Below are 12,088 nucleotides of genomic sequence, written 5' to 3' on the forward strand. Positions count from 1 at the left end.
CTAAAAGATGTATCGCTGACCATGAAAAGGAATAGTAGATGTCAGATGACGAAGCAATGAAGCATCCTGCTCCATTTTTGAAGGTCAGAGTGTCAGACTTTGAAGCTGAACCATGGCTTGTCGCTATGTGTGCCGGTTATGAAAATGGAGAATGGCGAGAAGATCAGTTGATTGAGCATGCAATGGAATGGCTACCAGAGTTTTCCTTAAAGTATAGCGAATGTGTTTCGTTAGGAGCTCACAACGCAGTGAAGCTTTTAAGAAAAGCCGCTAAAGCGCTTTATAAAACTGAGAAGTTTAAGAGTCGAGGAGAGTTTGGAGAGCTTTTCCTTCATATGATTCTGAGGCAGGTGTACGGTACAATACCAGCGATTTGTAAAATGCACTACAAAGATTCTCGAAATGACACTGTTAAAGGTTTTGATTGTGTGCATGTTGTTTCCAAAGACGATGAGCTAGAGCTTTGGATTGGAGAGGTCAAATTTTATAAAGAAATAACATCTGCAATAAGAGATGTTGTAAAAGAACTCCATGAGCATACAGAAAGGGACTATCTTCGTGACGAGTTTGTTGCCATTACAAACAAGATTGATGAGACGTGGCCTCACTCCGAAAGGTTAAAGAAGCTACTTGATGAAAATGCTTCACTAGACGATGTTTTTGACTCTGTGGCGATCCCTGTTCTTCTAACTTATGATAGCAAAACAATCAATGGTCATAAAAAGATAACTAAGGCATTCGAGGTTGAGTTTGAAAAGGAAATTCGACAGAATTTTGATAAGTTTGTAGAAAAAGAGATCCCTGAGTGCATAAATGTAAGTCTAATATTGCTGCCGCTTAGGTCAAAAGAAGATCTTCAGAGCAAGCTGCATGGAGAGTTACAATTATGGAGCTAAGTCTTCTGATCGAAAAGCTAAAAGATTCAAGTGTTATCGAAAGGGAATCCTTTTCGATTGCCAAATCATTAGCGAATATCTACAACAATTCAGATTCTCAGTCTATATCAAAGGCGCAAGAATATATTTTGAGAGCGATGGATAAATATGAATATTTTGGCGATTCCAAAGTAGTTATTGATTCCTTGGCAAGGGAGCTTGGCCTTTTCCCTTACTTAAAGATGGAAAGCCTAAATATACGTGATATGTTGGCAGCCGAGGCGCACAGGATTTCAATTGGAAAAGAAGATATATATTTCCATGGCCCGCAGGCAGAAGTTTATTACAAGATTATTGGTGGTCAGAGTGTCGTGCTAAGCGCGCCCACAAGCTTCGGGAAGAGTTTAATCATAGATGCACTTATAGCTAGTGAAAGATTTTCAAATATTGTAATTGTCGTTCCTACAATATCCTTAATAGATGAGACGCGTCGAAGATTATCTAAGTTTAGTCCTGAATTCAAAATTGTAACACACTCACTTCAGTCTAAAGGCGAAAAAAATATTTTTGTTTTAACTCAAGAGCGTGTCCTAGAAGAAGATTTCATTGACAAGGTTGATTTTTTTGTTATTGACGAATTTTACAAGCTAAGTCCTTGGGCTGATGGTGGAAATAGATGCTCATTGCTGAATGAAGCTTTTTATAGGCTTTATAAAAAATGTTCTCACTTTTATATGTTGGGCCCTAATATTCAAGGCGTGGCTGGCGACTTTATAGAGAATGTTAGATTTGAGTTTATTAAGTTTAGCTTTAGTACCGTTGTTACCGAATTTCATGACCTCACCTCAACTGAAAAGGAGGATGTTTTATCCGAGTTATGCGAATCAATTGATGGCCAAACGATCGTTTTCTGTAGTTCACCAGCTAGAGCAAATTCAGCCGCAGAGTTAATGGCAAGCAATATACATTTTGAAGGGGAGGAGGAAGCACTAAACCTTGCAGATTGGATATCTGAAAATTACCATGCGGACTGGGTTTTAACAAATGCTCTGAGATGTGGTGTTGGGATACATCACGCGAGAATTCCACGCAGCGTATCTCAGTACATAGTAGATCTTTTTAATACCGGAAAGATAAAGTTCTTAGTATGTACATCTACCTTGATTGAAGGGGTAAATACGGCCACAAAAAACATCGTATGCTATGACAATAAAATAAATAGAACAAATATTAACTTCTTTACTTTTAATAATATAGCTGGCCGAAGTGGTCGGATGTTTAAGCACTTTATAGGGAATGTATATCTATTAGCTGCTCCGCCAACTGAACAACTGCCATTTGTAGATATCCCTATATATTCTCAGGGGGCAGATGCACCAGAATCACTACTAGTAAATATGGATGAAAAGGATCTTACTCAGCAGTCGAGAGATAGGATAAAGTCAATTACCGAGCAGAATTATTTAGATCTTAAAACAATTCGCGGTAACAAGACGGTTGAGCCTGCCCTGCAAATTGATTTCGCGATTTTACTGGACAAAAATTATGAAGTTTGGATTAATCAACTTCTTTGGAAAGGGTATCCTAGTTACGACCAGCTTAAATTCATGTGCAGCCTAATTTGGGATATATTTGATGGGGCCAGGGTCGGCAATAGAAGCGTATTCTCTGCCTCTCAACTTGCTTTTAAGATAAGTGAATTATCCATGAGAAAGCCAATAAGTCAGTTAATTGAAGAGGCGCTAGCTTACAAACCTGACGAAAAAGTCGATATCATTATTAGTAGAATATTGGATTTTAGGCGGCTTTGGGCAAACTTTCATTTCCCTCGGTTATTAAGAGCAATAGAGTCGATTGTGAATAGCGTCCAAAGGGCAAGAGGAGCTAATAAATTTTGTGACTATAGTGCCTACTCCATCATGGTCGAGAACTATTTTTTCGATCCTTCCCTGGTTGCCTTGGAGGAATATGGTTTGCCAATCGAAGTTTCTTCTAAATTTGAATCAGCACTATCTCATGAAGGTGACTTAGATAAGGCGCTTATTGCATTAAAAAATATCGGTGATTCCTATGGTTTATCTGAGGTCGATCGAAGATTTGTGATACGAGCACAAGTGGGCATTTAACAAATTGCTGCACGGGGAAAAATTACTCGCTGCGCTCGCAATTTTCCGGTGAGCAAGGCGTTATATGCCAGGGAGTAGTAGTGAATAAAGAACTCTTGAATGTTGCGGTAGAAGAAGATATCGACGGCGAAGCTGCCGACCAATTGAAAGCCGCTATTGCTTCTTTTGGTCAAGATGCAGAATTCCATGAGATTCCAAGGAGAGGGCCGCAGGCGTCATTGCTTTTGCTAGGCTTCACCTCCATAGCGTTGGTATTTTGAGGAGCTTTCGTCAAGAAGCTCGGGGACAAGGCGGCGGAAGACTGCTATCCGCATTTTAAAAATGCACTTTTGGATGTGTATAAAAAATACTTTGGAAAAGATGCAAAGTATCGGTCGCTAATAGTTACATCATTTGAGAAAAAATCGCCAGGTACGAAATATTCTTTGATATTGGCTATTTATTGTTTTGGTGTGAATAATGAACGTGTTAAGTTTCTGTATGTAACGGGTTGGAGTCATGAGGAGTTCGAAGAGCCAACATGTGCGTATATCAAATCCATGGCTGAATTTGTAAATGGAAATGGCGGAGCTGTGTCTAAATTAATATCTGATAACCCAAGTCGTATGCAACCATATTTAATTGCCTGGAATTCAAGTGAAAAAAAGCTTGTTCGTGTAAATGCTCTGCCAGAGGGTGTCGACATATAACCAGCTGTACAGTGATGGTATTCGCCTGACATATGGCCCACACCCGGCAAAGGAACCGAACAGTGATAATCCCCCAAGACGGGCGCTTGCGGCTGGATCGTGAGCGCTTGAAGCAGCATCGCAAGCGGCTGGGCCTGAGTCAGGAGGCGCTGGCCGAGTACTGTTTTGATCGGCGTTTGTGTGTCTCCATCGCTTCCATCAAGCGGGCGGAGAGTGGCAAGGCGGTGCTCTATCGTACCGCGCGCCATCTGGCCGAGATCTACGGCGTCGAGGTAGAGGCACTGTCGGCGGAGGCCGAGGAGGCTGCCGTTGTCGCTTCCGACATCAAGGAGATGGAGAGCGCCCGCGTGCTGATCCAGTTGCATGCCGTGGCGGCCGACCAGTCGGCCCTGGCGAGCTGTGTTCAGCATTTCGGCGGTAGCCTGGCGGAAGGTGGCACAGCCCTGTTCGGGCTGCCCCGGGCTTACCGTAGCGACGCTCAGCGTGGTCTGTTGTGCGCCGCCACCCTGGTGGAGCAGGGCGTGGCGAGTAGCGTTCATCTTCAGGCCGGCCACTGGCCGTCGGCTGAGCCTCCTGTGATTGCGAAGGATTCGAGCGGTGTCTGGGTCGAGCGTGGGGTGGCGGTGCAGTTGGCTGAGCGCTTCGTTTTCGACGATGAAGGCGGGGAGTGGCTGCGCTATCGCCATCCCCGGGGCGAGGCGCACGAGGCCCGCTTCGATTTGGTGGGGCGCCGGGTGGAGCTGGGGCAGCTGCAAGCCATCCTGGAGAGTACCCGGGCCTACCAGGCCGGCCATCTGGTCTATATCCGCGGCGTGGCCGGCATCGGCAAGACGCGCCTCAGCGCCGAGTTTGCCGAAATGGCCGCGGCCCACGCCGATCATCACCAGGCCGAGGTGCTGGACTTCGGTACCCGCGCCGATGAAGGCCCGCTGATGCAGCTCACGCGCTCGCTGCTGCAAACGGCCGGCGAGGCGCAGGGTGAGATGAAGGGAGATGCGAAAGGCGAGATGAAGGGAGAGGGGCAGGGGGAGGTTCTAGCCGAGGCGCAACTGCTCGCCCGCCTGTCAGCGCTACGCCTGCCGACGGATCATGCCATGCTGCTGCGTCCGCTGCTGGGGTTGGCCCAGCCGGAGGAGGCGCAGTCGCTCTATGCGGCCATGACCCCCGCGACCCGCAGCCAGCGCTTGGTACAGGCGCTGCGCGACGTGCTCCTGGCGCGCTGCATCCATCGCCCCCAACTGCTGGTGGTGGAGGACCTGCACTGGGCCGACGAGGCGCTGCTGGCCACCCTCACCGGGCTGCTGCAGGAGACCCAGGATGCGCCGGTGATCTGGCTGTTCACCTCGCGCCTGGAGCAGGACCCGCTGGAGACCCGCCTGCGGCCACAGCTGCCCGAGCTGCCGCTCACGCTGATCGAGCTGCCGCCGCTGCGCGCCCAGGAGGCCGAGGCCCTGGTGGCCAGCTTCGGCACGGTGCCCGCCGAACACGCCGCTCGCTGCGTGACCCAGGCCCAGGGCAACCCGCTGTTCCTGACCCAACTGCTGCTGTTCCACCCTCACCGCAGCTTGCCGGCCAGCCTCGCTAATCTAGTACAGACCAAGCTGGACCAGCTCACCGACCTGGATCGTCGGGCCATGTGCATCGCCGCCGTGATGGGGCAGCGCTTCTCCCTGGCCTCGCTGCAGGAGGTGCTGGGTCAGGCCGATTACCAGCCCGAACTGCCCCAGCGCTACAGCCTGGTTCGCCCGCTGGAAGAGGGCAGTTACCGCTTCGTGCACGACCTGATCCTGCAAGGCATCTACGAAGGCATTCCCAAGATACAGCGCGACCGCCTGCACCTGCGCCTGGCCGAACTCTACGGCGAGGCGGAACCGGGGCTGCGGGCGCGCCACCTTCACCGGGCGCGCTCGCTGGAGGCGCCGAGTGCGTTCCTGCAGGCGGTGGCGGCGGAAATGGCCCGCTACCGGCACGAGGAAGCCCTGGCGCTGCTGAAGCAGTGTCGCTCCATCGATTATGCGCCGAAGGATGAGTACCGGCTGATGCTGCTGCAGGGCCAGGTGGCGATGGCCACCGGGCAGATCCAGGCGGCGCGGGAGCACTTCGAGGCGGCCCGAGCGTTCGCCCAGGAGGAGGGGCAGCGCATCAGCGCAGACCTGTGGCTGGCCCGGGTGCTGAACATGCTCGATGCGCTGGAGGCGGAGGAAGCGATACTCGATGGCCTGCTGCCCCTGGCCGAGGCGCTGGAGGACCCCTTGCCCCTGGCCGAGGCGCTCTATCTCAAGGGCAATCTCTATTTCCCCCGCGGTGATTTCGCCACCAGCCGGGCCTATCACACCCGCGCCCTGGAGCAGGCCCGCCGTGGCGGCGACGTGCGCACCGAGATCCAGGCCCTGAGCGGGCTTGGCGATGCGCACTATGCCGAGGGGCAGATGCGCAGCACCCTCGAGCTGTTCGACCACTGCGTGACGCTCTGCCGAACCCATGGCCACGCCGACCTGGAGGCGTCCAACCTGTTCATGCTGGGTACGGCGCGTATCTATGCCAACGAGACCGAGGCGGCGCTCGCCGACTGTTTCGATGCCGCCGAGCTGGGCAAGCGGGTCGGCAATCGACGTGCCGAGGTGGTGGCGCGGCTCACGGCGGGATGGATTCTGATCTCCCAGGGTGACCCCCAGGCGGCGGACGAGCAGATCGAGCAGGCGCTTGCGGTAGCTCGCGGCCTGGGCTCGGGTCGCTTCGAGGCCTTCCTGCTGGAGAGCCGGGCCCGGGTCGAGCTGATCACCGGGCGGCTGGACGAGGCGCGAGCCAGCATCGAGCGCGCCTGGCAGTTGGTGGAACAGCATGCGCTGAAGGCCTTTATCGGCCCTTGGGTGCTGGGCACCCGGGCGCTGCTGGAAGACGATCTTGAGACACGCTTGGCGACGTTGCAGCAGGGCGAAGCGATATTGGATGCCGGCTGCGTGGGCCACAACGGCTATCGCTTCCTGGTCACCGCGGCGGAGGTCAGCCTGCTCGACCAGCGCCCCGATGCGGCGCGCCACTATGCCCAGCGACTGACCCAACTGATGGGGGCGGAGCCCTGTGCCTGGGGCGAGCACCACCGGGCCCTGATCGAGGCTCACGCCGACTGGCTGGAGAACGGCCACGTGCAGGAAAAGGAGAGCGACGACGAGAGCACCCTGGAAGCCTTACGAGCGTGCTGGCACCGTGGCGAAGCCGCTGGCCTGGCGATGACGCTGCCTCGTCTGGCTGCCAGTCGGCGCTAGCCGCAGGGGATTGACCCTACGCTCCGGTGCCGTCAGCAACAGCGTGACGAGATGCGCTGACTGCTCCAGGCACTGCTCCTGCAGCCCGGCACCGCGAGTCCAGCCGCCGGCGAACAGCAGCGAGCAACTGTCCTGGTGGCCCTCGAAGTGCCGTCGGGCCGTGGTCTGGTTGTAGCGCTCGATCTCCGCTTGCGCCTCCAGGCAGTTGGCATCCAGCACATTGTGCTTGAACAGGGTCCAGGCCTTGGCTTCCAGGGCGGCGTCCATCGGCGGCAGCCGGTCGCGGTAGCCTGCCTCGCCGGGCGCGGTGGCAGCCAGCGCTGCGGGCGCGTCCAGGGGGGAGGACTGCCGCTCGAGCATCTCGCTGCGGGGAATCCGGTTGAGGTCATCCACCAGGGAGACGAAGTACTGCGGGAGCCCTGCCTGATTGTAGGCGGGGTTCTCGGCATCGTTCTGGTGGCGGTTCGCCACGTAGTCGATACGGTAGGGGAAGAGGGTGTCCTCGGGGTTGCGCACCTCGCTATTGTAGGTGCGCCACAGGTTGCGATCGGGCGGTAGGCGGGCGGCGGAGGTGTGACAGACGCTGTAGCTGCGGGTGTAGCGAACCTTGCCGAGGATATGCTGCAGCTCCCGCTGGGTATTGCTCAGGCCGTCGCCGAACGTCAGCAGCGGCAGGGCGTCTTCGGCATGGGTGGCCATGAACAGCAGGTCGGCCTCCCAGCGGCGTTCGCCGGGATCACGCTCCGTCAGTGTCACGCCCTGGGTCGAGAGGCTGGCTTCCACTTCGATGCCGCGCAGGATCTGGACGCGGGGGCCCGGCGTATTCGGGTTGGTGATATGCGCGGCCAGGGCCTCCAGCCAGTGCTGGGCGCCGTGCTCGAAGTAGCGGCGGTCCGGGGGCGAGCCACCCTCCTGAATGCGGTAATACTCGAAGGGGGCCTGGAGCGGCATACCGCCCGGGCCGCGATCGTCGGCGAAGTACATGGCCGAGATGCGGGGGTAGTAGATGGTCTGGCGGATACGCTCCAGCCGGGCCGGCAGCTCAGGGTCCTGCCAGTCGATGGGAACTCTCAACCTCTCCGCTGCCGCTGCCAGCATCTCGGCGGGGGCGGCGATACAGGCATCGAAGAAGTCATCCAACGTATAGCGCGGCGTAACGCGGCGTTCTTCCACCAGGGCGATGGCGCTTTGGTGTACCACAGGGATCAGCAACGCCAGCCGGCCTCCATCGACCTTGCTCAACTCATGGGCCGGGTCGCTGACGCCACGGAACAGGTCCCTGTCGTCGGTCAGGGCGATGCTCCCGTCACGGCTGAAATAACTCTCGGTATTCTCCAGGGGCTTCATGCGCTCCAGCTCGCCGATCTCGCCGAGGATCGTGCGCAGGCGGTGGTAGGTGGCCAGGTTGACGTCATTGACCCCCAGGTCGGCCCAGCGGCGGTAGGGCGAGTCGGGCTTTCCCGGATGGCGCCGACAGCCCAGGTCGACCCACACCGTCTCGGCGTTGCCGCCCAGGGTGGCCTTGCGCTCGAAGATGGTGACCTCGAGCTGTTGGGCGGCCTCGCTGCCAAACTTTTGCCCGCCGAAACTTTGCAGATAATAGGCCAGCGAGAGGCCGGAGACGCCGCCGCCGATGATGGCGATCCGTAGCGGTGCATGGTCCATGATGGTGCTCCCTGAGGTGACGATTGCCTCAAGGATCAACCAAGCGCGCGTCGCGACCAAGGGGGTAACATCAGCTGATACCGAAGTGATCCGTTGCGTACTGTCACTCGCTTCGACGCGCCCTGCAGCTGGAACGCGTGGTACCAGCAGGGGATAAGCCTATCCAAGGTGAAACCAGGTTCGATGTGGCCGCGCGTCAGCATGACCTCACTCTGCGACCGATAAGAGCCTGGCCTGCACCCTGCCTTTCAGCTGGTTCCTGCCTATCAGCTCGATTCTTTTGGCGACAGCTCCGGCAGCACTTCATCAGCATCGATGATCCGATTTCGGCCCGTTTGCTTGGCTTCATAAAGTGCGATGTCGGCTACTTTGAGCAAGCTATGCACGTCCTGGCCGTGTGTGGGGTATAGAGCGGTGCCGGCGGAAACGGTGACTTTCTCGGCCAGTTCGGGCAGGTCCATCGCCTCGATGCGGCTGCGTACCAGCTCGGCCAGGGCGCGCAGGCCTTTAGTGTCGGCTTCGGGGATTATCAGCGTGAATTCCTCGCCGCCGTAGCGGCAGGCGATGTCCTCGCGGCGAACAGTACGTCCGAGAAGATCGCCCACGTTGCTTAGAACTTTATCGCCGATATCGTGGCCGTAGCAGTCGTTGATACGTTTGAAGTGGTCAACGTCCAGCATGACAATGCCGACTTGGCCGCCATACCGTTTGACTCGGGAAATCTCGCTGGCGAGTGCCTCCTCCAGCCGCCTGCGATTGAACAAGCCGGTCAGCGAGTCCTTGATGGACTGTTGACGGAGTCGCTCGCGGAGCCGCAGGTTGCTGACGGTGAGGGCGGCATGCTCGACGACCGTCGTCATCAGCGGCTGACGGTTGTCGAGCACCTGGCTTACGTCTTCCCCGCGCTCGATGGTCGGGATCAATTCGATGATTCCGATCATGGCGTCTTCCGTCTGCAGTGGTATGCATAAGCTCGCCACCCCTTCGTCGTGATATTGATGGCATCGGGAAGCTTCGGTAGCAGGCACATGGCGTTGAACCTTGCCGAATCGAGTCGCCGTGCACGACGGGGCGGGTCCTTCTGGGACGAGGTGAGCGTTGTTGCCCCACTGGGCTGCCAGCTGCAGCTGGTCGTCCGAGTCCACCAGATAGGCCCGCCCCGCATCATGCGGAAAAAGGGCCTTGCATGTTTGGGTCACGGCAGCGAATACCTGCTTTTCGGTGGAGCAGGACAGGAGACGTTCGCTCATGCTGGTGAGTTCGGCGTTCTCTCGGCTGCGGTCCTCCAGGTTCCGGACCGTTTGGGCCAGCTCGGTGGTACGCTCCGCTACGCGGTGCTCCATATTGTGAAACTGGTCACGGAGACGGGCGACCATTGCATTGAAGGCCTTGGCGAGGATGCCGATTTCGTCGTTGCGATCGATGGTCGTACTGGCTGAGAGGTCGCCGTCGCCGACTCGGGTTGCGGTTTCGGCGAGCCGGCAGATCGGCGTGATGATTCGGCGCAGAAAGAAGTAGGCACCGATCAACGTAACGATCAGAATCAGGCCGTGGATGGCCAGTATTCTCGCGGTCAGTTGGTCGCCGGTACGCTGTAGCTCATCGCGGTAGACCGAGGAGGCGATGTACCAGTCGAATGCGGGGAGATAGCGGACCCAGGACACCTTGTCGTAGATATAATTTCCCGGATCGCTCGGCTTGTCCCACTTGTAGACGACCCGATCGCCCGGCGTATCCGCTGCCGCCATCAGTTCGCTCGAGAGCGAGCGATTGCTGATCGGGTTCAGCAATTCACGGACGTTGACACCCTCGATGTTCGGGTTGGGGTGGATGACCATCTCATGTCCGCCATCGAATACGAACAGGTAGCCTGAATCGGCGATGCGGGTTTCGTGCAAGTGGCGGCGCAGGCGCTCGGTCAAGATGACCTTGCGCGCAGCAACCTCCTCCTCTATGTAGTCGATCCCACTGTTACCCTGCTCGTCTACAGCAAGGCGAATGCTCTCTAGCAGTATTGCCGTTGCCGTCTCGGCATTAACGTGTTGGGCACCGTTTTGCGCTTCCAGGCGACCGGTGCCCGTCTCTACGAGTTGGAGAAGATTGCGTAGGTCGTGGCGGCGCATGCGCAAGGCTGATTCCTGCCACGCCAGGATTTCTTGTTGCGCGCTGGAGGCAAGTTCGTAAACGTTGTCGAGGACTACCCTGCCGGTGCGCTCCTCCTGGTGTTCGAGGAGATCTCGAAGCCAGGGTACAGACGACAAGTAGCTGACTGCGGCGAACACCATCACACAGGCGATAATGCCAGCATACGTCTTGAGAAAGAGCTTGGATTTTAGCACATGCTATTCCCAGGCGGGCTCATGACCGGCTGCGTTCTTTTTAGTATGTTCGTGAGGCAATCTCTCGCCTCCGCCAGTATCCATAAAATACCTTATTGGAAAAATGTTCGCAGCATCCATGCTTCGAAAGGCAAAGGTTGCCCTGGTCTGGTAGCACAGGGATCACGGCCGCAGACCATACAGACAACCCGTGGGCTCCGTGTTGATTGAGGTCAAATGACTTTGTATCTCTTTCGCCTGGCACCGCCCTGAAACGTGCCGGATATCCCTGCACAAGCGACGAGCTGTAAAACCCCCCCGAGCCAGGCGTCTGACTCGGGGGTTCTTCGTTGCTGGCACCAAATTGCGTTTGCCGCTAGCGCCACGCAGCCTGAAGGGGCTCATCCAACGCTGTGCAGACTGTAGTGGAGTCATCAGGAAACGGCACGAGGAAAGCAGTCGACTTGAGTATCGGAGCCGTCTGGCGATTGTCTGTTCCGCCGTGACTGCTTCCGCCGCTACTATTGAGGTAGGCTCAATTGCTCCAGCAGAGGTCCACTGCACTGCCGATCACGATCGGCATCCCCCGAGAGGCAATCCTCGACGGTTCGCTTGAGTTCGTTACCGATGTCTCCGTCTCGGTCTAAGACGAAGTGCAGTGGAGTATAAGTCCACTCGGAGCGGGGATGCTGCATGTAGATCATGCCGACTTTGCAACGTCCGTCATCGGTGCTGCCTTCGACCAGATACTGCGCCTGGGCGTTTGCGGCTGTGGTTGTCATGAAGCTGGTTTCCGCCTTACAGGCCGATACCGCCTCAATGAAGCATGCCTGCGATTCACAGGGCGGCGGACCGTCGGCACCCATCATCGAATTGGCCTCGACTGCCCAGAGCGCCAGCAGTACCAGGGGGACGGAAGCTAAACCGTTTCTCTTTCTTGTTCGCATATTCACTCTCCCAAGCGTACGACTTCTGTGTTGTAACCTAGTTGCTTGCGGCTAGATCCACAAAACAGATGGTCGGTGAGGAACACTGGCACACGTCAATGACGTTTCGGTATACCACGCCTACCTGCGTTCGATCATGTAAGCCATTTCCTACACCGCTGTCGGCGAAGCCCCACAGATAACGGCTATTGTCACTGGTATG

7 protein-coding genes are annotated in these 12,088 nt (G+C 56.2%); 4 read left to right on the forward strand and 3 right to left on the reverse strand.

What is annotated here, in order from left to right:
* Positions 1-38: 38 nt before the first annotated feature.
* From DU505_RS19465 to DU505_RS19480, 4 genes are all read left to right on the forward strand, one after another.
* The gene (locus DU505_RS19465; RefSeq protein WP_245948090.1) at positions 39-896 is read left to right on the forward strand and encodes a HamA C-terminal domain-containing protein; all 858 of its coding nucleotides are present in this window, start codon (positions 39-41) and stop codon (positions 894-896) included.
* A complete protein-coding gene (locus DU505_RS19470) occupies positions 887-3,001 on the forward strand; it encodes a DEAD/DEAH box helicase (RefSeq protein ID WP_114480626.1) in 2,115 nt (704 codons plus the stop codon). The genes DU505_RS19465 and DU505_RS19470 overlap by 10 nt, the downstream gene beginning before the upstream one ends.
* Before the next feature lie 80 nt (positions 3,002-3,081).
* Complete coding sequence (locus DU505_RS22450; protein WP_147273112.1) at positions 3,082-3,261, forward strand: hypothetical protein; 180 nt, start codon at positions 3,082-3,084, stop codon at positions 3,259-3,261.
* Between the two features lie 491 nt (positions 3,262-3,752).
* On the forward strand, positions 3,753-6,956 hold the full coding sequence (locus tag DU505_RS19480) for an ATP-binding protein (RefSeq protein ID WP_181872879.1): 3,204 nt from the start codon (positions 3,753-3,755) through the stop codon (positions 6,954-6,956).
* Here DU505_RS19480 and DU505_RS19485 read toward each other — a convergent pair.
* The 3 genes from DU505_RS19485 to DU505_RS19495 all read right to left on the reverse strand — a co-directional run bounded on the left by DU505_RS19485 (position 6,879) and on the right by DU505_RS19495 (position 11,886).
* Positions 6,879-8,621: an NAD(P)-binding protein gene (locus DU505_RS19485; RefSeq protein WP_114480629.1), complete on the reverse strand. Its 1,743-nt coding sequence runs from the start codon at positions 8,619-8,621 to the stop codon at positions 6,879-6,881. The genes DU505_RS19480 and DU505_RS19485 overlap by 78 nt on opposite strands.
* 266 nt (positions 8,622-8,887) lie before the next feature.
* Complete coding sequence (locus tag DU505_RS19490) at positions 8,888-10,960, reverse strand: diguanylate cyclase (protein WP_114480630.1); 2,073 nt, start codon at positions 10,958-10,960, stop codon at positions 8,888-8,890.
* Between the two features lie 500 nt (positions 10,961-11,460).
* Complete coding sequence (locus DU505_RS19495; RefSeq protein WP_114480631.1) at positions 11,461-11,886, reverse strand: hypothetical protein; 426 nt, start codon at positions 11,884-11,886, stop codon at positions 11,461-11,463.
* Between the last annotated feature and the right edge of the window lie 202 nt (positions 11,887-12,088).

Source organism: Billgrantia montanilacus (assembly GCF_003336675.1).
GTDB lineage: Bacteria > Pseudomonadota > Gammaproteobacteria > Pseudomonadales > Halomonadaceae > Halomonas > Halomonas montanilacus.